The 20829-nt window shown below is 67.5% G+C and carries 18 protein-coding genes, 2 tRNA genes and 1 pseudogene; 14 read left to right on the forward strand and 7 right to left on the reverse strand.

Annotated elements, in window-relative coordinates; genetic code table 11:
* Positions 1-74 precede the first annotated feature (74 nt).
* Positions 75-569 carry a GAF domain-containing protein gene (locus AC07OA_RS13710; RefSeq protein ID WP_494664374.1) on the reverse strand — a complete coding sequence of 165 codons (495 nt, stop codon included), beginning with the start codon at positions 567-569 and terminating at the stop codon, positions 75-77.
* Between the two features lie 204 nt (positions 570-773).
* Here AC07OA_RS13710 and AC07OA_RS13715 point away from each other — a divergent pair, with 204 nt between their 5' ends.
* A complete protein-coding gene (locus AC07OA_RS13715) occupies positions 774-1880 on the forward strand; it encodes a Fic family protein (RefSeq protein ID WP_494664375.1) in 1107 nt (368 codons plus the stop codon).
* A gap of 9 nt (positions 1881-1889) precedes the next feature.
* Here AC07OA_RS13715 and AC07OA_RS13720 read toward each other — a convergent pair whose 3' ends face one another.
* Positions 1890-2774 (reverse strand): crotonase/enoyl-CoA hydratase family protein, encoded by an 885-nt coding sequence (locus AC07OA_RS13720; RefSeq protein WP_494664376.1) that lies wholly within the window; start codon positions 2772-2774, stop codon positions 1890-1892.
* A 192-nt stretch (positions 2775-2966) separates the two neighbouring features.
* Between AC07OA_RS13720 and AC07OA_RS13725 the strand changes: the two genes are divergently transcribed.
* From AC07OA_RS13725 to AC07OA_RS13755, 7 genes are all read left to right on the forward strand, one after another.
* The gene (locus AC07OA_RS13725; protein WP_494664377.1) at positions 2967-4637 is read left to right on the forward strand and encodes a GMC family oxidoreductase; all 1671 of its coding nucleotides are present in this window, start codon (positions 2967-2969) and stop codon (positions 4635-4637) included.
* Positions 4637-6175, forward strand: coding sequence for an acyl-CoA synthetase (locus AC07OA_RS13730; RefSeq protein WP_494664378.1), 1539 nt, complete (start codon positions 4637-4639; stop codon positions 6173-6175). Before AC07OA_RS13725 ends, AC07OA_RS13730 begins: the two co-directional genes overlap by 1 nt.
* Before the next feature lie 150 nt (positions 6176-6325).
* Positions 6326-6757 carry a hypothetical protein gene (locus AC07OA_RS13735; protein ID WP_494664379.1) on the forward strand — a complete coding sequence of 144 codons (432 nt, stop codon included), beginning with the start codon at positions 6326-6328 and terminating at the stop codon, positions 6755-6757.
* A complete protein-coding gene (locus tag AC07OA_RS13740) occupies positions 6754-7434 on the forward strand; it encodes an HTTM domain-containing protein (RefSeq protein WP_494664380.1) in 681 nt (226 codons plus the stop codon). The genes AC07OA_RS13735 and AC07OA_RS13740 overlap by 4 nt, the downstream gene beginning before the upstream one ends.
* 52 nt (positions 7435-7486) lie before the next feature.
* Complete coding sequence (locus tag AC07OA_RS13745; protein ID WP_494664381.1) at positions 7487-8815, forward strand: Nramp family divalent metal transporter; 1329 nt, start codon at positions 7487-7489, stop codon at positions 8813-8815.
* 52 nt (positions 8816-8867) lie between these two features.
* On the forward strand, positions 8868-9884 hold the full coding sequence (locus AC07OA_RS13750; RefSeq protein WP_494664382.1) for a nucleotidyltransferase family protein: 1017 nt from the start codon (positions 8868-8870) through the stop codon (positions 9882-9884).
* A gap of 59 nt (positions 9885-9943) precedes the next feature.
* Positions 9944-10390, forward strand: coding sequence for a MaoC family dehydratase (locus AC07OA_RS13755; protein WP_494664383.1), 447 nt, complete (start codon positions 9944-9946; stop codon positions 10388-10390).
* An 83-nt stretch (positions 10391-10473) separates the two neighbouring features.
* Here AC07OA_RS13755 and AC07OA_RS13760 read toward each other — a convergent pair.
* Positions 10474-10673: pseudogene (locus tag AC07OA_RS13760) on the reverse strand (CsbD family protein).
* A gap of 84 nt (positions 10674-10757) precedes the next feature.
* Positions 10758-11612, reverse strand: coding sequence for a trypsin-like serine peptidase (locus AC07OA_RS13765; protein ID WP_494664384.1), 855 nt, complete (start codon positions 11610-11612; stop codon positions 10758-10760).
* Between the two features lie 104 nt (positions 11613-11716).
* Between AC07OA_RS13765 and AC07OA_RS13770 the strand changes: the two genes are divergently transcribed.
* Both AC07OA_RS13770 and AC07OA_RS13775 read left to right on the forward strand, forming a co-directional pair.
* A complete protein-coding gene (locus tag AC07OA_RS13770) occupies positions 11717-13912 on the forward strand; it encodes a S9 family peptidase (protein ID WP_494664385.1) in 2196 nt (731 codons plus the stop codon).
* On the forward strand, positions 13909-14460 hold the full coding sequence (locus AC07OA_RS13775; protein ID WP_494664386.1) for a GNAT family N-acetyltransferase: 552 nt from the start codon (positions 13909-13911) through the stop codon (positions 14458-14460). The genes AC07OA_RS13770 and AC07OA_RS13775 overlap by 4 nt, the downstream gene beginning before the upstream one ends.
* 3 nt (positions 14461-14463) lie before the next feature.
* Here AC07OA_RS13775 and AC07OA_RS13780 read toward each other — a convergent pair whose 3' ends face one another.
* Positions 14464-15354, reverse strand: a complete 891-nt coding sequence (locus AC07OA_RS13780; protein WP_494664387.1) for a hypothetical protein — start codon at positions 15352-15354, stop codon at positions 14464-14466.
* Between the two features lie 146 nt (positions 15355-15500).
* Here AC07OA_RS13780 and AC07OA_RS13785 point away from each other — a divergent pair, with 146 nt between their 5' ends.
* Entirely contained in the window at positions 15501-15848 is a 348-nt protein-coding gene (locus AC07OA_RS13785; RefSeq protein ID WP_494664388.1) for a hypothetical protein, read from the forward strand.
* A 61-nt stretch (positions 15849-15909) separates the two neighbouring features.
* On the forward strand, positions 15910-17247 hold the full coding sequence (locus AC07OA_RS13790) for a hypothetical protein (protein ID WP_494664389.1): 1338 nt from the start codon (positions 15910-15912) through the stop codon (positions 17245-17247).
* Positions 17248-17323: 76 nt separating this feature from the next.
* Here the strand turns inward: AC07OA_RS13790 and AC07OA_RS13795 are convergent, their stop codons facing one another.
* Together AC07OA_RS13795 and AC07OA_RS13800 are read right to left on the reverse strand one after the other, a co-directional pair.
* Positions 17324-17752: a Ros/MucR family transcriptional regulator gene (locus tag AC07OA_RS13795; protein ID WP_477096600.1), complete on the reverse strand. Its 429-nt coding sequence runs from the start codon at positions 17750-17752 to the stop codon at positions 17324-17326.
* 593 nt (positions 17753-18345) lie between these two features.
* Positions 18346-18419: transfer RNA gene (locus tag AC07OA_RS13800), tRNA-Gln, on the reverse strand.
* A 170-nt stretch (positions 18420-18589) separates the two neighbouring features.
* Here AC07OA_RS13800 and AC07OA_RS13805 point away from each other — a divergent pair.
* Positions 18590-18666: transfer RNA gene (locus AC07OA_RS13805), tRNA-Pro, on the forward strand.
* A 143-nt stretch (positions 18667-18809) separates the two neighbouring features.
* Positions 18810-20597 (forward strand): signal peptide peptidase SppA, encoded by a 1788-nt coding sequence (gene sppA / locus AC07OA_RS13810; protein ID WP_494664390.1) that lies wholly within the window; start codon positions 18810-18812, stop codon positions 20595-20597.
* Positions 20598-20829 lie beyond the last annotated feature (232 nt).

Below are 20829 nucleotides of genomic sequence, written 5' to 3' on the forward strand. Positions count from 1 at the left end.
AATCCGATCCGGTTAGGGAATGATTGGGATCAGGACTGCAACCCACGGGCCATCTTGTATCGACGCCGATACACTTAGGCGAAAGTCGCCTTCAGGATCGTCTCGATGCCGTTTTGATCAACGATATCAAAGGCCGCCGGCTTGTCGGAATCGACGTCGAACACCGCCAGCAAGGTTCCGGCCGCGTCGAACACCGGGACGACGATCTCGCTTTGGGAACGGCTGTCGCAGGCGATGTGTCCCGGAAAGGCATGGACGTCCTCGACCAGCTGGGTCTGGCCCGTGGCCGCCGCCGCGCCGCAGACGCCGCGCCCGAAGGCGATGCGCAGGCAGCCCAGCGTGCCCTGATAGGGCCCCACCACCAGCTCGCGGTCCTTCAGCGGATCGACCACGTAGAAGCCGGTCCAGAAGTAGTGGTCGAAGCTGGAGGCCAGCATCGAAGCCACCGTCGCCATGCGCGCGGTCAGGTTGGTCTCGCCGTCCAGCACCGAGGCGATCTCGTCGGCCAACTCGGCGTAGCGGGCGGCCTTGTCCTCGATAAGGACCTTGTCGTTGAAAGCTTCAGCCATGGGCGGGGATATAGCGCGTTTGGAGTGGGATGCGAGGGGCGATCGCTTTCCAGGCATGAAAGGTGAAAGCGCCATTCGCGCATCATAAGAACGCTTGTGAAACGTAGGCCTAATGCTAAGTGATTTGTGTAAGGTGAAATTCAAACCACCTTACACAAGGTATCATGACGCGACAATATGGATGCGCGTCACCCAGAGGCCGACATGCAGCCATGCATTCCTGATGAGTTGCCGCTTGCTGACCTCAACTGGCGCGCCCTGCTGCCACTCGTCGGCAAAGCAAACGGCGCGCTGGCGCGGTACGACGGGATGCTGCAGACGCTGCCCAATCCGGCCGTGCTTCTATCACCGATCACCGTAAACGAAGCGGTGTTGTCGTCCCGGATTGAAGGCACACAGGCAACTCTGGACGAAGTTCTGGAATTCGACGCTGGTCTGGGCGCCACGGACGCTCGGCTCGGCGACATCGAAGAGGTCTCCAACTATCGCGTCGCGGTCCAGATCGCCGAACAAGCGCTGACCGAACGTCCACTTTCACTGTCCCTGATCAAGAGCGTCCACCAGCGGCTCATGCAAGGCGTGCGGGGCCGTGACAAAGAACCAGGCGCCTTTCGAACCGATCAGAATTGGATCGGCCGTTATGGCGATCCAATGGAACGCGCACGCTTCGTGCCGCCCAGTCCGCTTGTACTTCCTCAAGCGCTGGAAGCCTGGGCGACCTATCTGCAATCCGAAGAAGAGGATCCCATCCTGCAAGTGGCCATAGCCCACGCGCAGTTCGAGATTCTTCACCCGTTCAAGGATGGCAACGGCCGGATCGGCCGCATGCTCATACCCCTGCTGCTCTATCAGCGCCGAGCGCTCTCGCGGCCGATGTTCTACCTGTCCGAATATCTGGAGGCCAATCGCGACCGGTATTACGATCAGCTGCTAGCCGTCACCGAAAGCGGTGATTGGCACGGCTGGCTTGAATTCTTCCTTGGAGCCCTGATCTCGCAGGCGGAGGCCAACCTGCGAAAGGTGAAAGCCATCCGTGATCTCTACGAAGAAATGCGGCGACGCTTCGTGGAGGTGACCCATTCGCAATTCGCGATGAACGCCGTGGACGCATTCTTCATGCGCCCGATCATCCCCGGGCCGGAATTCGGTCGCGTGGCCGGCTTCAACAACCGGATCACCGCCAACGGCATGCTCCGTCAACTCGAAGCCGCAGGACTGATTTCCCGGCTTCGAGAGGGGACGGGCCGCATTCCGTCGGTCTACGCCATGCCCGACCTCATCAATATCGCCGAAGGCCGGGCGGTGCTCTGAGCCCCGCCCCTACCGGAACGGATGCTCGCCCCACTCCGGCCAGATGTCGGGCAGGTCGGCCGAGACCTTGTCGGGATAGGCCGGGTGGCGCTTTTCCAGGAACGAGCTGACGCCTTCCTTGGCGTCGCCGGCCGCGCCGCGCGACTGGATGGCCCGGCTGTCGGCCTTGTGGGCCTCCATCGGATGGTCGGCGCCGGCCATGCGCCAGAGGAGCTGGCGGGAGAGCGCCACCGAGACCGGGGCGGTGTTGTCCGCGATCTCGCGGGCCAGGGCCTTGGCGGCCGGCAGCAGGTCTTCCGGCGCGTGCAGCGAACGGACCAGGCCCCGCTCCTGGGCCTCCTGGGCGCTGAACACCCGGCCGGTGAAGCACCATTCCAGCGCCGTCTGCATCCCCACCAGCCGCGGCAGGAACCAGGACGAGCAGGCCTCGGGCGTGATGCCCCGGCGGGCGAAGACGAAACCGAACTTGGCGTCGGTCGAGGCCAGGCGGATGTCCATCGGCAGTTGCATGGTCACCCCCACGCCCACGGCCGCGCCGTTCACGGCGGCGATGATGGGCTTGAGGCTCTCGTACATGCGCAGCACCACCCGGCCGCCGCCGTCGCGATAGACGTCGCCGACCTTGCCCTCCTCGCGCTCAAGGGCCTGGGGGTTGGTGCGGTCGAAGGTCGAGCCGCCGCCCGACAGGTCGGCCCCCGCGCAGAAGGCCCGGCCCGCGCCGGTGACGATCACCACCCGCACCGCGTCGTCGGCGTCGGTGATGTCGAAGACGTCGATCAGCTCCTTCATCATCCGCGCGGTGAAGGCGTTCAGCTTGTCGGGGCGGTTGAGGGTGATGGTCGCGATCCCGTCCTCGACGGCGTAGAGCAGGGTCTCGAAGGTCGGGGCGGCCATGGCGGGTTTCCTCCTGATTTGGCCGCACTCAAACACGCGTATGAACCCTCGGCAACCATCCTGGCTCGCCTTCCCCCCAAAGGTTCCCCGACGACACCCTTGCCTCCTGGCCAGACCCGCGCATTGTGGGTGAACGCCGATCACGCGGAGACACGCGGACGGCGCCCCGGGAGGGGACAAAGGGAGGATCCGATGACGTCGATCATCGAGGCCGACTACATCGTGGTGGGCGCCGGCTCGGCCGGTTGCGTGCTGGCGGCGCGACTGAGCGAGGACGGTCGCCACAAGGTGCTGCTGCTGGAGGCCGGCGGCGACGACCGGCCGACCAAGAACCCCTCGCAGTTCCTGTCCAACCTGATGATCCACATCCCGGTCGGCTACGCCTCGACCCTGAAGGACCCCAAGGTCAACTGGCTGTACCAGACCGAGCCGGACCCGGGCACGGGCGGGCGCCAGCACGTCTGGCCGCGCGGCAAGGTGCTGGGCGGCTCGTCCTCGATCAACGGCCTGCTCTATATCCGCGGGCAACAGGCCGACTATGACGGCTGGCGGCAGCTGGGATGCCAGGGCTGGGCCTGGGACGACGTCTATCCCTATTTCCGCAAGGCCCAGCACCAGGAGCGCGGCGGCTGCGGCGACTGGCACGCCACGGGCGGCCCGCTGAACGTCTCGGACGTCACCGAGACCAACCCCGTGTCGGACGCCGTGGTCGAGGCCTGCGTCGAGGCGGGCATCCCCCGCAATCCGGACCTCAACGGCGCCGAGCAGGAAGGCGTGGCCTACTACCAGCTGACGGTGAAGAACGGCCAGCGCTGCTCGGCGGCGGTGGCCTATCTGCACCCGGCCATGGGGCGGCCCAACCTGCGGGTCGAGACCAACGCCCTGGCCCGCCGGGTGCTGTTCGAGGGCAAGCGCGCGGTCGGGGTCGAGTTCAGCCAGGGAGGGCAGGTCCGCACGGCCAAGGCCCGGGCCGAGGTGATCCTGGCCGGCGGGGCGATCAACTCGCCGCAGCTCTTGCAGCTGTCGGGCGTGGGTCCGGGCCAACTGCTGGCCGAACACGGGATCCCGGTCGTCCACGACCTGCCCGGCGTGGGCGAGAACCTGCAGGACCACTATGTCATCAGCGCCCGCTATCGGCTGAAGGCCGGCACGGTCTCGGTCAACGAGCAGAGCAAGGGCGGCCGCCTGGCCGGCGAGGCTCTGAAGTACCTCTTCCAGCGCAAGGGCCTGCTGACCCTGTCGGCGGCCCACATCGCCGTCTTCTGCAAGTCGCGGCCGGAACTGGCCACGCCCGACATCCAGTTCCACATCCTGCCGGCCACCATGGACCTGGAGAAGCTGGTCGCCGAGCAGAAGATGGAGCTGGAGGGCGCGCCGGGCCTGACCATCGCGCCGTGCCAGCTGCGGCCCGAGAGCCGGGGCCACATCCGTATCAAGTCGGCCGATCCGACCGTCTATCCGGCGATCTTCGCCAACTATCTGTCCGATCCCATCGACCAGCAGGTGGCCGTGGCGGGCCTGCAGTGGTCGCGCCGGATCGCCGCCCAGCCGGCCCTGGCGCCGCTGATCGAGCACGAGATGGATCCCGGCCACGACGTGCGGACCGAGGCAGCCCTGCTGGACTACGCCCGCGCCGCCGGCTCGACGATCTATCACCCGGTCGGCACCTGCCAGATGGGCAGCGGACCGATGGCCGTGGTCGACGACCAGCTGCGGGTGCGGGGCCTGACCGGCCTGCGGGTGGTCGACGCCTCGATCATGCCGCGCCTGGTCTCGGGCAACACCAACGCCCCCACCATCATGATCGCCGAAAAAGCCTCGGACATGATCCGCCAGGCCGCCCGCACGGAGGTCGCCGCCTGATGCACCCGTTCCACCACGCCCGGAGCCAGCCCGAAAAGCCCGCCTACGTCATGGCCGGCTCGGGCGAGACGGTGACCTATCGCCAGCTGGACGACCGCTCCAACCAGGGCGCCCAGCTGTTTCGCTCCTGGGGCCTGAAGGCCGGCGACGTGATCGCCATCCTGATGGACAACAACGCCCGCTTCTTCGAGATCGCCTGGGCAGCCCAGCGCGCGGGGCTCTATTACACCTGCGTCTCCACCAAGCTGACGGCGGCCGAGGTCGAGTACATCGTCAAGGACTGCGGAGCCCAGGCGCTGATCGTCAGCCCCGCCCTGGACGCGGTCGCCCAGGCGGTCGCGCCGCTGATCCCGGGCGTGCGCCTGTTGCGGGTGGGCGGGGCCAAGGCGCCGTTCGAGGACTTCGAGGCGGCCCGCGACGTCATGCCGGCGACGCCCATCGCCGACGAGACCGCCGGCAGCGACATGCTCTATTCGTCGGGCACCACGGGCCGCCCCAAGGGCGTGAAACCCGCCCTCAGCGACGGCCCCATCGACGCGCCCAACGCCCTGCAGATGATGGCCATGGGCCTCTTCGGCTTCAGCGGCGACAGCCTCTACCTCTCGCCCGCGCCGCTCTACCACGCCGCTCCCCTGCGCTGGTGCATGACCGTGCACAAGCTGGGCGGCACGGTGATCGTGATGGAAAAGTTCGATCCGGAGGCCGCCCTGGCCCTGATCGAAAAGTACGGGATCACCTGCGGCCAGTTCGTGCCGACCCACTTCGTGCGGATGCTGAAACTGCCCGAAGAGGTCCGGGCCAAGTACGACGTCGGCTCGATGAAGTCGGCCGTCCACGCCGCCGCCCCCTGCCCCGTGCCGGTCAAGGAGCAGATGATCGCCTGGTGGGGGCCGGTGATCTTCGAATATTACGCCGGCACCGAGGGCAACGGCTTCTGCTGGATCAATTCGGAGAACTGGCTGGCCCACAAGGGCAGCGTCGGCCAGGCGGTGCTGGGCGAGCTGCGCATCTGCGACGAGGACGGCAACGCGGTCCCGCCCCGCACCGAGGGCGCGGTCTATTTCGCCAACGGCCCGGCGGTGAACTATCACAACGCCCCCGAAAAGACCGCCGAAAGCTACAACCAGCACGGCTGGACCACCCTGGGCGACGTGGGCTGGGTCGACGAGGACGGCTATCTCTACCTCACCGACCGCAAGAGCTTCATGATCATCTCCGGCGGGGTGAACATCTATCCGCAAGAGATCGAGAACCTGCTGATCACCCACCCCAAGGTCGCCGACGCCGCCGTGGTGGGCGCCCCGCACGAGGAGATGGGCGAACAGGTGGTGGCGGTGATCCAGCCCCTGGACGCTTCCGCCGACCAGGCGGCTCTGGCCGAGGAACTGATGGCCTTCGCGCGCGAGAACCTCAGTCACGTGAAGTCGCCCCGGCGCATCGACTTCATGGCCGAGCTGCCGAGGCACCCGACGGGCAAGCTCTACAAGCGGCTTATCCGGGATGCGTACTGGGGCAAGGGCGAGAGCCGGATCGTCTGAGGTCGGGGACATGCACTTGTGCGTGTCCCCAAGACTTGGCGCGGAGCTTTCGGATGGGGACACGCACAAGTGCATGTCCCCGGTCCGGGATCGTCTGAGCCGGCAACGCCGCGTAGGCTGACGCGCTCGCTGATTCCCAGAGAGAACACGTTGCCGAACCCTCTTCGCCTGCTGCTGCCGGCCCTGATCCCGTCGTGGAACTTCTTCGACGTGATCGCGCCCTCGCCGCGCATCGAGTACGCTCTGACGGCCGCGCGCGAAGACGCCCCAGGCGACTGGCGGGCGTTCAGGCCGCGGCCGGAGCATGTGTCGGTCCCGGCCATGCTGGGGCGGCTCGTCTGGAACCCGCGCTGGAACCAGACCCTGTTCGTCGTCGCTTGCGCCGAGCGACTGGTCGCCGATCCCACCGACCATAGCCAGGACGAGATCTTCCGCCGCATCGCCGCCGACCTGGACCGCGAGGCCGACGCGGGGTCGTGGCTGTCGTTCCGGCTGGTCTTCGTCAACCGCGAGGGCGAAACCATCCAGAGCGAGGTGCTGTACCAGTCCGCCCCACGCCGGCTCGCGGACATCGGCCGATGAGCCTGCACGACGCCGCCCGCCTGACCGAGATCCTGCTGGCCCTGGCCTTCACCCAGCAGAGCCTGGAGCACCTGCGCGGCTTTCGCGAGGAGCGGCTGCTGTTCGCGATCCGGATCGCCCTGTGCGGACTGGTCGCTTTCGGCGTCGCCAGTCCCTGGCCGCTGGTCGGACTGGCGGGACTGTCGCTGCTGATCCTGCACCGCTTCCAGGGACCCTATAACGGCGGCAGCGACCGGATGGGCCTGCTGGCCCTGTGGTGCCTGACCCTGGCGCGCCTGCTCCCCACGCCCCAGACCCAGGAGCTGGCCTTCGGCTATCTGGGCGCGCAGCTGGTGCTGTCCTATTTCATCTCCGGCGGGGTGAAGGTGGTGAACCCCGACTGGCGCAGCGGCCGCGCCCTGCGCGACGTGTTCCAGTTCTCGGCCTATCCGGTCAGCGAGGGCCTGCGGCGTCTGGCCGACCGGCCGGCGTTGCTGCGGGCCATGTCTTGGGCGGTGATCGCGTTCGAGCTGGCCTTTCCCCTGACCCTGCTGACCCGCGAGACCCTGATCGCGGGACTGGTCGTGGCGGCCACCTTCCACCTGGCCAACGCCTGCCTGTTCGGCCTCAACCGCTTCTTCTGGACCTGGCTGGCGGCCTATCCGGCGATCCTGTGGCTGCAGGCGCGGCTGTTCTGAGACGGCGCATATCTCCTATACGCGGCGCGAATCCACGCTAACGCTTGGCGCCATGTTCGCCCTGCCCGCTTGGCTGCCCAAAACCGCCACCGCCCCCTTCTGCCCCGCCGAGGTGCGCGGCGCGGTGGTGGTGCCCGACGGACTTTCCACGTGGCAGCGGGTGCTGCGCTTCGCCGGTCCCGGCCTGCTGGTCAGCGTCGGCTACATGGACCCCGGCAACTGGGCCACCGACATCGAGGCCGGCTCGCGCTACGGGACCAGCCTGCTGTTCGTGGTGGTGCTGTCGAGCCTGGCGGCCATCGTCCTGCAGACCCTGAGCCTGCGCCTGGGCCTGGTGACGGGCCGGGATCTCGCCCAGATGTCGCGCGACCGCTACGGCCCGCGCACGGTCAAGGTCCAGTGGTTCCTGGCCGAGATCGCCATCATCGCCTGCGACATCGCCGAGGTGTTGGGCAGCGCCCTGGCCTTCAAGCTGCTGTTGGGCGTGCCCCTGTGGGCCGGCGTGCTGCTGACCGCGTTGGACACGGTCATCGTGCTGGGCCTGAAGGGCAAGGGCTTCCGCCAGCTGGAGGCGATCATCCTGGGCCTGGTCGGCACGATCGGGATCTGCTTCCTGGCGCAGCTGATCCTGATCAAGCCCGACGCCGGCGAGGTGGCCCGAGGCCTCGTCCCCTCGCTGGACGCGCTGAAGCAGGGCAACGCCCTGTACCTGGCCATCGGCATCGTCGGGGCCACGATCATGCCGCATAACCTCTATCTGCACTCGTCCATCGTCCAGACGCGGGTGATCCCCGCCGACGAGCCGGGCAAGCGCGCGGCCCTGCGGCTGGCGACGCTGGACACCGTGGCCTCCCTGGCCGTGGCGCTGTTCATCAACGCCGCCATCCTGATCCTGGCGGCCTCGGCCTTTCACCGTTCGGGGATCACCGACGTCGCCGGCATCGAGGAGGCCCACCGGCTGCTGGACCCCCTGACCGGCGCGGCCGTGGCCGGCCTGCTGTTCGGGATCGCCCTGTTCGCCTCGGGCCAGAGCTCGACCTTCACCGGCACCATCGCCGGCCAGGTGATCCTGGAAGGGTTCCTGAACCTGAAGATCCCCTGCTGGCAGCGCCGCCTGATCACCCGGGGCCTGGCCATCGTCCCGGCCCTGATCGGCGTCCTGACCCTGGGCGAGCACTCGGTGGGCAAGCTCCTGGTCCTGACCCAGGTGGTGCTGAGCGCCCAGCTGCCCTTCGCCATCTTCCCCCTGCTGCGGTTCACCGACGACAAGACCCTGATGGGCGTCTTCGCCAACGGCTGGACGACCAAGGCCGTGGCCTGGACCCTGTTCGCGGTGATCTCGGCGGCCAATGCCTGGCTGGTGGTTCAGACGTTGTTCTGACGCATCGCATTTTGAGTTATACGCAATCTGAGAATTTGCGTATAACTTTCACATGATCCAGCGCCTGCCCCTGTCAGCCCAGACCAGCTACGCCGAGCTGATGGAGCGCTTGCGGCTGACGCGGGTCAGCGAGTTCCCGCCCGGCGCCAGCTTTACCTCCAAGACCGTGAAGGGCCGGCTTTACTGGTATGTGCAGATGCCGACCGGTTCTCCGCAGGGGCGGCGGCAGATCTATGTCGGTCCCGACAGCGACAGCCTGCGCGAACGGATCGAAAGCCATGGCCAGCATCGCGCCGACATCGCCGACCGGGGGCGGCTTGTCGCGGCGCTGATCGCCTCGGGCGCGCCGCGTCCCGATCCGGTGACGGCCCGCATCGTTCATGCGTTCGCCCAGGCCGGTGTCTTTCGCCTGCGCGCCATGCTGGTCGGCACCGTGGCTTTCCAGACCTATGCCGCGCATCTCGGCGTGCGGCTGCCCGTCACCAGCCTGGCGACGATGGACCTCGACGTCGCTCAGGACTTCGGTATCGCCACGCATCCTGACGATAGGCTGGACCGGCCGATCCTGGAGATCCTGCGGGACCTCGATCCCGGCTTTTCGCCGATCAGCTACGCCTTCGATGCGAGCAAGACGATCGGCTACGCCTTGGGCGAACGCTACCGCGTCGATCTGCTGACCACCAATCGTGGCGCACCGCGCGATGCGCCATCCCGCTTGCCGACCTTGAATAGCGACGCCGTGCCTCTGCCCTTCATGGACTTTCTGCTGCGCGATCCTATCGAAGCCGCCGTGTTGCAAGGCGGCGGCGTGCTGATCAACGTCCCCGCCCCGGCTCGCTACGCCGTGCACAAGCTGATCGTCAGCCGCCAGCGCAAGGTCAATCCGGAGAAGGCTTACAAGGACCGGCTTCAGGCCGAGCAATTGATCGAAATCCTCGCCCAGGACGATCCCTTCACCCTCGCCGACGTCTATGCCGAAGCCCGCTCGCGTGGTCCTGAGTGGCGCACCCTGCTGGATGAGGCCGTCAGCCTTTTGCCCGAGACGGCTCAAAGCCTCCTGACGAGGTGACAGGCCTTTCTTCCCGCGCTACCACTCGATGCAAACAAACGTTTGAGAGGGAAAGCGCCATGAAGGAAGTCGCCTATGCCGACGTCGCCGGCCTGGTCGGTCAGGAGATCGGGGTTTCCGACTGGGTCGAGATCAGCCAGGAGCGGGTCAACCAGTTCGCCGAGGCCACCGGCGACCACCAGTGGATCCATGTCGACGTCGAGCGCGCGACCCAGGAGATCGGAGGTCCGATCGCCCACGGCTACCTGACCCTGTCGCTGATCCCGATGCTGGGCGCCGATATCCTGCGGGTGAACGGCGTGACGCGCGGTATTAACTACGGCTGCGACAAGGTGCGGTTCACCGGCATGGTCCGCGTCGGCAAGAAGGTGCGCATGCGCCAGAAGCTGCTGGCGGTCGAGCCCAAGGCCGGCGGCCTGCAGCTGAAGAACGAGTGCACCATCGAAATCGAGGGCGAGGAGCGCCCGGCCTGCGTGGCCGAGACGATTTCGATCATCTACGGGTGACAGGATTGGGGACAGGCGCATGCGCCTGTCCCCAGCCGCGCAAAAGAAAACGGCCGCGGATCGCTCCGCGGCCGTTGTCCATTCTAGGCGTCGATCAAGCCTAGTGCTTGATGGCGTCGCCGATCTTGTCCTGGGCCTGGCCGACCTTGTTCTGGATGTCGCCCTTGGCCTTCTGGGCCGCGCCTTCGGCTTCCAGACGCTCGTTGTCCGTGGCCTTGCCGGCGGCTTCCTTCACAGCGCCGATACCCTTGTCGACAGCGCCTTCCACACGATTGGTGCTCATGGCTCGCTCCTGCTGAAATTGAACTCCCCTTAGAAACGGGAGGCGCGGAGCGAGGTTCCTATGTCGGCGAGACTACCGTTCGCCTCAGCGGCCGACGGCCATGGCGGTGGCCGAGACGGCCACGGCGTTCTGGGCCGCCCCTTGCGTCGACGGCGCGGTCGGCACGGCGGGCTTGGCCTGGATCACCGGCGGGCCGGCGGTCTTGTCGAGCAGGGCCACCGTCTCGCGAATGTATTTGGCGTGGGTGACGATGCCGATCTCGAGGCGCTCGCCCGACAGCTCGACCTGCTGGGTCAGCATGCCGGCCACGAACTGCACCTCCTGGCTCTCGGTCGAGCCGGGACGGCGGCGCGCCCCCTGGGCCATGAACACCGGCCCGCCCGAATTGCCGGGGAACACCGAGAAGTCCATCAGGAAGGTCGGAAACACGCTGGCCGGGGCCAGCGGATACGAAGCCACCCGGCCCGAGCGCAGGATCGGGAAGCCGGCGGGATTGGCCGACAGCCCCTTGGGGAAGCCCAGGGCCATCATCTCGTCGCCAGGACCCAGGCTGTACTTGTTGAAGGTGTCGTCCTGGGCCAGCCAGGCCAGGGGGATCGCCGCCTTGGCGAATTCCGGCGGGGCCTCGACCTCGATGGCCGCCACGTCGCGCGAGGGGTGCTTGACCCACAGCGGATGGTCGCCGTCGCGGATCTTCAGGGTGTGGGGGTCGTAGCGCCAGACGCCGTCGGCGCTCTGGATGCGATAGCCGATCTTGGCCGAGGCGTTCGGCATCTTGTCGAAGACGTGGGCGGCGGTGACCAGGATGGTGCGCGGCTTGCCGTCCGGCGTCGGGTCCTCGATCAGGAACCCGGTGCCGACCGTGCGCGATCCGTCGCCGAGCGGCTGTTCAAGCTGCACGGTCACCTGGATCAGATCGACCGACAGGTCCCAGGCCATAGAAACCTCACGCCCCCTGATTCACTCTACACGCGGGTTAGTTTGACCACGGCCAGGAAGGCGCACAAGTTGGCGTTCTGACGCATCGGCGGGGAAATCTGATCGTGAACCGGCGCAAAATGATGACGAGCGCGGCAGCGATGCTTACGTCAGCCTCGGCGATCCATCCCGGGACCGCCCAATCCGAGAGTCGCATGCCCGAGTCGAAGCTTCCCGCCGCCCCCGTCGCCAAGAAGATTCCCCTGCGCACCGAGCAGTTGGGCCGCGTCCGCGTCGACGACTACGCCTGGATGAAGGACGACAACTGGCAGAAGGTCCTGCGCGACCCCACCCTGATCAAGGCCGAGGTCAAGGACCACCTGACCGCCGAGAACGCCTACACCAAGGCCATGCTGACCTCGACCGAGGGCCTGCAGGCCAAGATGTTCGAGGAGATGAAGGGCCGCATCAAGGAGGACGACGCCAGCGTCCCCGCCCCCGACGGCCCGTGGGAGTACTATTCGCGCTTCGCCATCGGCGGTCAGCACCCGATCTTCTGCCGCCGCCCGAAGGGCCAGACCGCCGGCGAGGAAGTGCTGCTGGACGGCGACGCCCTGGCCAAGGGCAAGGCCTACAGCCAGGTCAGCGCCGCCGACCACAGCCCCGACCACAAGCTGTTCGCCTATGCCGAGGACGCACAAGGGTCCGAGGTGCACCACATCTATGTGAAGGACCTGGCCACCGGCGCGATCCTGTCCGAGCCGGTCGAAAGCAGCACCGGCGACTTCGCCTGGTCGCCCGACTCGGCCTGGCTGTTCTGGACCCACCGCGACGACAACGGCCGGTCGGACAAAATCTACCGCCGCCCCGCGCGAGGCGGCCTCAAGGACGACGTGCTGGTCTATGACGAGCCCGACGACGGCTTCTTCGTCAATGTGGGGACCACCGGCTCGGACGCCTTCATCACCATCAGCGCAGGCGACCACGAGACCTCCGAGACCCTGCTGATCCCGGCCGCCGATCCGACCGCCGCGCCCAAGGTGGTGGAGCCGCGCACCGTGGGGCTGCGCTATTCGGTCGAGCACTGGGACGGCCGGTTCGTCATCCTGACCAACGCCGACGAGGCCATCGACTTCAAGCTGGTCGAGGCCCCGATCGCCACGCCGGGCCGGGCGCACTGGAAGGACTTCGTGCCCCACAAGCCGGGCCGCTTCATCACCGGGATCAGCGCCTACAAGAACCACCTGGTCCGGGTCGAGCGCGTCAACGCCAACACCCGCATCGTCGTCACCGACCGCGCCAGCAAGGCCGAAAAGCCCATCGCCATGGACGAGGAGGCCTATGTCCTGGGCGTGGAGGGCGGCTACGAGTTCGACACGCCGGTGATGCGCTACGTCTATCAGTCGCCGACCACGCCCCGGCAGTGGTTCGACTACGACATGGCCACGGGCGCCAAGACCCTGCGCAAGACCCAGGAGATCCCGTCCGGCCACAACCCGGCCGACTACGTCACCAAGCGCCTCTACGCCAAGGCCGCCGACGGCGCCGAGGTGCCGATCACCATCCTGATGAAGAAGGGCGTGGCCCTGGACGGCAAGGCGCCGCTGCTGCTGTACGGCTACGGCAGCTACGGCCTGTCGATGGACCCGTCGTTCTCGATCCGCAACTTCAGCCTGGTCGACCGCGGCTGGATCTGGGCCACCGCCCACATCCGGGGCGGCTCGGAAAAGGGCTACGGCTGGTTCCTGGACGGGCGCAAGAACAAGAAAAAGAATAGTTTCACCGACTTCATCGCCTGCGCCGAGCACCTGCACGGCGCCGGCTACGGGGCCAAGGACCGCACGGTGGCCTATGGCGGCTCGGCCGGCGGCATGCTGATGGGCGCCATCGGCAACCTGCGGCCCGACCTGTGGAGCGGGATCATCGGGGCGGTGCCGTTCGTCGACGTGCTCAACACCATGAGCGACACCTCCCTGCCGCTCACCCCGCCGGAATGGCCCGAATGGGGCAATCCGCTGGAGGACAAGGAAGCCTACGACTACATCGCCAGCTACTCGCCGTACGACAACGTCGCGGCCAAGGCCTATCCTGCCGTGCTGGCCACCGGCGGCCTGTCCGATCCCCGCGTCACCTATTGGGAGCCCGAGAAGTGGGCCGCCAAGCTCCGCGAGCACACCACCAGCGGCGCGCCGATCCTGCTGAAGATCAACATGGAAGCCGGCCACGGCGGCGCTTCGGGCCGCTTCGATTTCCTGAAGGAGATCGCCCTGGACTACGCCTTCGCCGTCTGGGCGGTGGAAAAGGGCTGGGCCAAGGCGTGACCGTCACCGTCCGTCCCTCCACCGACGCCGATCTGCCGGCCATCGCCGCCATCTACGGCTGGAACGTGCTGAACGGCCTGGGCACCTTCGAGGAGATCCCGCCCGACGCGGCCGAGATGGGCCGCCGCCGCGCGGTCTTCCTGGCCAAGGGTCTGCCCTATCTGGTGGCCGAGGAGGACGGCCAGGTGCTGGGCTACGCCTATGCCGGCCCGTTCCGCTTGAGGGCCGCCTACCGCTACACCGTCGAGGACAGCGTCTATGTCGGCCCCGACGCCGTGGGCAAGGGCGTGGGCAAGGCCCTGCTGGCGGCCGTCATCGAGGCTTGCGAGGCCCTGGGCCTGCGCCAGATGTGCGCGGTGATCGGCGACAGCGGCAACGCCGCCTCCATCGGCCTGCACGCGGCCCTGGGCTTCGAGCACAAGGGCGTCTTCCCCGACATGGGCTACAAGTTCGGCCGCTGGGTGGATCTGGTCTGGATGCAGCGCCCGCTGAACGGCGGCGGGACGCGGGAGCCGGATGCGCCTGGGATGGAGCTGAGCGGGGTCTGAGCCCTACGGCGCCCGAGGCGTTCGGCCCAACCACTCGACGATGTTGACCAGGAACGTCTTGTCCTGTTTCGCCGACGGCTGGCCGAACCCGTAGGGCGCGCCCTTCACCAGTTGGTTGGTCAGGAAGGCGGCCTCGCTGATCACCACGACCCGTCCCTTGCCGTAGTGCAGCGCCGCGCCCCTCAGGTCCTGGCGGGTGGCCGGCCGCTGCCGGACGGTCGCATCGAACTTGCCGGCTTCCTCCGGGTAGAAGAGCGCCCAGCCCTCATCCAGCGTCATCAGCGGCGTCGCCCCGGCCGGAGCGCGGAACGACGAGCCCATGAGGGTCTGCACTTCGGTGACGGCGGGCGCGCGACCCATGCCGCGGGTGACGGCGTGGTCGGCCAGGGTCCCGGCGTCCCGGCTGAAAAGCTCGGCGGACTTGCCGTCGCCCTTGACGGCGTAGGCGTTGTCGAAGGCGAAGCCGAACGCGCCGCCCAGCTCGGCGGCGGCGCCGGCGAAGGGCATGTGGTCGGCGATCAGCAGCAACGCTCCGCCCCCCTCGACCCAGGACCTGACCGCCTGGATTTCGGCGCCGTCGAACGCCGAGGGCGTTGGCAGTTTCCAGTCCTCGACATTGGACAGGGCCAGGGCGTTGGCGATGACCAGCACGTCCACCTTCGCCAGGGACCCAGGCTCGAACCGACCAGACAGGGGAACCACGCGGAACCCGTCGTTTCGCAGCACCGCCCCGAACGGCGCATAGCGGCCTTGCAGCGTGTGGTAGTTGTTGTGGCCCTCGTCGAGGGCGACGACCGGGCCCGCGCCCATGGCGTAGGCCGGGTGCTCGACCGACACGTCGGTGTCGCTGTTCGCGACGGCCTGGGCGGACGCGCGCACTCCGATCGCCGTCACCACCAGGCTCGAGACAATGGCTGAAAGGGCCTGGCGGCGGCATGTTCGCATCGGGCCAGCTAACCGGAGCCTTGGCCGATCTGCAATGGGGGCGACAAGCTCAAGCCTAGCTGGACGCCCCACCCAAGACCCCCTACCCTGACGCCATGCACGGCCTGCGCACCCTGATGTTGATCCTGCTGGCGGCGGTCTTCGTCGTGGGCGGGCCGCTGCGCGCCCTGCCCTGCCATGCGGAACCCGCGGCGCCCCCGCCCTGCCACGAGATGGCGGCGGACATGCCGGGCATGGCTCACGACAAGGCGCCCTCCCACAAGCCCCGACCCGACGCGATGGCGCTCAGCTGCTGCGCCGGCTGCCTGCCGGTTTCGGCGCGCGAGATCGCGCCGGACCTGGCGCCCGGCCCGACGATCCGCATCGCCTTCGCAGCCCTGAGCCAAGCCTTCGCCGGCCTGAGCCCCGCGCCCGACCACGGCCCTCCCCGTCCCCTCGCCTGAAGCCTTCCGCGCGGCCGCCGCGCGGATCATCCTGTTTTCTGCTTCAGAAAGGTCGGTCCCGATGACCACCCAGACTTTCCGCGCGCGCCTGCTCGGCGCCGCCACCTTCGCCGCGAGCCTTTGCCTGGCCCTGCCCGCCTCGGCTCAAGACCACGACCATCACGCCATGGACGGCGCCGAGCCGCCCGCTCAGACCGCCGATCCCTGCGGCAACCCGCAAATCCTGGACTGCCAGCCGATCATGACCGTGGCCATGCACAGCCCGCTGGGCTTTTACGCCATGGCCCGCGACGCCTCCGGCACCAGTTGGCAACCCAACGTCTCGCCGCACGACGGCGTCATGATCCACACCGACAACGGCTGGATGCTGATGGGTCACGCCGTCTTCAACGGCGTCTATGACAGCCAGGGCGGCCCGCGCGGCGGCGACAAGGCCTTCGTGGCCGGCATGGTGATGGGCATGGCCCAGCGCCGGGTCGGCGACGGGACACTGGGCTTCAAGGCCATGGTCAGCCCCGACCCGTTCATGGGCAAGAGCGGCTATCCCCTGCTGCTGGCCACCGGCGAGACGGCCGACGGCGAGCATCCGCTGGTCGACCGCCAGCATCCGCACGACCTCTTCATGGAGCTTTCAGCCAGCTACAGCCGGCCCCTGGGCGGCGGGTTCGGCGGCTATCTCTATGCCGGCCTGCCGGGCGAGCCGGCGTTCGGCCCGCCGGCCTTCACGCACCGCCAGGCGGCCATGGACAGTCCCGAGGCCCCGATCAGCCACCACTGGTTCGACTCGACCCACATCACCTTCGGCGTGGTGACGGCCGGCCTGTCGCGCAAGACCTGGAAGGTCGAGACCAGCGCCTTCCGAGGCCGCGAACCGGACCAGCACCGCTACGACATCGAGACGGGCCAACTCGATAGCGTCTCGGCCCGGTTTTCCTGGAACCCGACGGAGAACTGGGCCTTGCAGGCCAGTTGGGCGCGGATCAACAGTCCCGAGGCGCTGGAGCCCGACGACGACGAGGCCCGCACCTCGCTCAGCGCGCTCTATTCACGACCGATCCTGGGCAAGGGCTCGGTCAGCGCCACCCTGGCCTGGGCGCGCAAGGACCGCATCCCGGGCGACGCCCTGCAGGCCTGGCTGTTCGAGGGCGCGATCCAGCCGAACCCCGCCTGGACCGTCTTCACCCGCGCCGAGCAGGTGGAGCAGGACGAGTTGGCCGGCCACCACGGCGGCGTCGCCACGGTGCGCAAGCTGTCGGTCGGGGCGATCCGCGACTTCCGGCTGTCGGACAACGTCAAGCTGGGCTTCGGCGGGCTGGTCAGCGCCTACGACGCGCCGTCCGCCCTGGGCTATGACGACCCGACCGGCGGCATGGCCTTCATGCGGCTGAAGATCGGCTAGCGCTCCCCAAACAGCCAAAGAAAAACCCCCGCCGTTTCCGGCGGGGGTTTTCGATCTTTCGACCTTGGAGGGTCGATCAGCCCTTGCGGCCGCGCGGGGCCTTGGCCTTGCGGCCGCCTTGACCCAGGCCCAGGGCCTTGGCCATGGCCGAGCGGGCTTCGCTGTAGGCCGGGGCGGTGGTGGGGTAGTCGTTGGGCAGACCCCACTTGGCCTTGTACTCGGCGACGGTCATGCCGTGCGTGGTCAGGTGGCGCTTCAGCGTCTTGTACGGCTTGCCGTCTTCGAAGCTGATCAGGGCGTCCGGCGTAATGCTGCGGCGGATTTGAGCCGGCGTAGCCTTCGTAACGGCCTCGACAGGAGCCGCTTCCGGCGAACCAATACCGGCCAGAGCGTCGTGAGTCGCCCGGATCAGAGCCGGCAGATCGGAAACCGACGTGCTGTTATTGGCCACGTAGTTGGCGACGATCTCGGCGGTGAGCTCGATCAGGGTAGCCTTGTCTTCCACGAGTGTCTCTCCAGTGGGTATTTGACTTGGAAATACACCCGCCTGATCGAAACACAAGTACTCAATCCGGGTAATCGTGTTTGCCGAGCCCTTAAGGCAAACGAATCTTGAGAACAACGACGAGAAAACCGCCCTGATTCTAAACCATGGGAAGCGCTGCAACCGTGGTTTCCGACCTCGAAACCGGCCGCTTCAGACCGACGTTGTTCGAGCGAAAGTTTCAAAACCGCAATGATTCGGGGCGCGCTCAGATAAGGCCAAGATCAGGATACTTTCGGTGATGCGCCTTGTCGGGCGCCCGCCTTTCCCTTGAATCGCAAAGACTTGCCGATCCGATCGCGACTTGAGGCGGGTGTGATCACAAACGCCCTTCGCCCCTGGCTCTCGTTGCGTCAGGTCGAGATCGCGCCATCGCCAGGACTTGGCCGCCGGGGCTGTCGCGATCCTACCGCCGACGGACGGATTCACCCCCGTGAGACGCCCAGGCTATTTCCTGTGGAAAACCGCGACGGGCGTATCGGCCAGGCGTCGCGAACGGCCATCGACGTCCCACGCGGACGATGATCGGCTTGTCGATGGGAAGATGGAGAGAGTGGCTGGGGAACTAGGACTCGAACCTAGAATGACGGTACCAAAAACCGCAGTGTTACCATTACACCATTCCCCAGCAGGAACGGCGGAAGCCATCCGGCCCCGGCGAGGCGGTGGAGATAGCGCAGGAGTCGGACGGATGCAACGTCGCTTTGCAGATCTTTTTCGCTGTCATTTTTCTTTTTGTGGGGTGTTTTTTGGCGCTTGCGGGAGCGAAGAGGCGCATCTATAAGCCGCCCTCCAAGTCGGAGTGTGGCTCAGTCTGGTAGAGCACTGCGTTCGGGACGCAGGGGTCGCAGGTTCAAATCCTGCCACTCCGACCATTTCCTTCCCGAGATTTTCCAACCCTTGTCATCGCCCTTCGGGGCGGCGCGCCGCAGCGCGAACGCCGGGTTGCGCGCTGTTCATTTGACCGCGCCGTCAACGTCGCTACTAGGTTGCGCGACACTTGGCGGCAGGATGACCGATGAAGCAGTTTCTCATGACCTTGGCCGGCGTCTTCGCGGGCCTGGTGTTGTTCCTCGTCGGCGTCCCCTTCCTTCTGATCGTCATGGCCGCCAGCGCCACGCGTCCGGCCCCGGTTCCCGCCCACACCGTCCTTCAGCTGGACCTGCGTGGCGGCCTGTCGGACCAGGATTCGCAGAACCCCTTCGCGGCCTTCGGCGGCGGCGGCGGCCAGTCGGTGATGTCGCTCATCGAGACCCTGCGTCGGGCCGAGACCGACGACAAGGTCGAGGCGGTGCTGGTGCGCCTGCCCGAGGGCGGCATGGCCCCGGCGGCGGCCGACGAGCTGCGCCTGGCCTTCAAGCACTTCCGCTCGGTCGGCAAGAAGCCGATCTTCACCCACAGCCAGGGGCTCTATCCGTCTGGCATGGTCGCCTCGACCTATATGCTGGGCGCTTCGGCCGACGAGTTCTGGATGCAGCCGGGCAGCGCCCTGCAGGCGGTGGGCGCGGCCAGCGAGGAGATGTTCTTCAAGCGCTTCTTCGACAAGTACGGCGTCAAGGCCGATTACGAGCAGCGCTACGAGTACAAGAACGCGGTCAATCCCTACCTTTATAGCGACTACACGCCCGCGCACCGCGAATCGACGCTGTCGTGGATGGGCTCGGTCTACGGCTCGGCCATGACCGCAGCGGCCCAGGACCGCAAGATCGCCCCGGCCGTCCTGACCAAGACCATCGAGGCCGGTCCCTACGGCGCCGAGGAGGCCAAGGCCAAGGGGCTGATCGACCGTGTCGGCCAAGTCAAAGACGTCCAGGACGCCCTGCTGGCCAAGGCCGGCAAGGGCGCCAAGCTGATGGACTTCGACGACTACGCCTCGCGCGCCCGGCGCTCGACGGCCAAGTCGGGCCCGGCCATCGCCGTGGTCTCGGCCGAGGGCGCGATCATGACCGGCAGCGGCCAGGGCGGCTCGCCGTTCGGCGGCGACAGCACCATCTATTCCGACCAGGTGGCCAAGGCCCTGTACGACGCCATCGACGACAAGGACGTCAAGGCGATCGTCTTCCGCGTCTCCTCGCCGGGCGGTTCGGACACCGCCTCCGAGCAGATCCTGGCCGCCGTGAAGGCCGCCCGGAAGGCCGGAAAGCCCGTCGTGGTCTCCATGGGCACCTATGCGGCCTCGGGCGGCTACTGGATCAGCTCGGGCGCCTCGGCGATCGTGGCGCAGCCCTCCACCCTGACCGGCTCGATCGGCGTCTACGGCGGCAAGTTCGCCCTGGGTCCGGCCCTCGAGCGGTTCGGCGTCGACACCCGCCAGCTGCACGTGGGCGGCGACTATGCCGGCGCGTTCGGCTCGGCCGACGGCTTCACCCCCGACCAGCGGGCCAAGTTCGCCGGCTGGATGGACCGCATCTACGCCGGCTTCATCGAACGCGTCGCCGAGGGCCGCAAGCTGCCGCCCGAGCGGGTGCGCGAGATCGCCAAGGGCCGGGTCTGGACGGGCGTCCAGGCCAAGCAGCTGGGCCTGGTCGACGAGCTGGGCGGCTTCTACGAGGCGGTCGAAAAGGCCAAGGCCCTGGCCAACCTCAAGGGCGACACCAGGCTCAAGAAGATCGGCGGCTCCAACTCGCCGTTCGAGGCCCTGGAGCGCGCCCTGGGCGTCAGCGGGACCTCGATGCGGACCCTGGCCGCCTCGGCCTGGCTGCTGGGCGACCCGCGCGCCCAGTCGATCCTGGACGACATGGCCCGCGCTCGCCTGCAATCCACGCCCAGCGGCGCGGCGGTGCTGGCCGACACGCCGGTGCGATAGGGCGCCAACGCCGCGATCAAGACCAAGGGCCGTCCGGGCGACCGGGCGGCCCTTTTTCGTAGCGGCGTTCCCGAACCCAAAGCCACGGAAAGACGGCCATCCCGACCGAGGCCCGGCGAAGCGGGCGGGGAGCCGGGACGCACGTGTGAATTCGGCGCTTCGGGTCGGTCCCGGTTCGGCGCGTTGCGCGCTTGTCTGGAAGGCCAAGATCGGCTTGGGCGCGGCCTACCGT

The organism is Caulobacter sp. GW821-FHT09B08 (assembly GCF_059418225.1).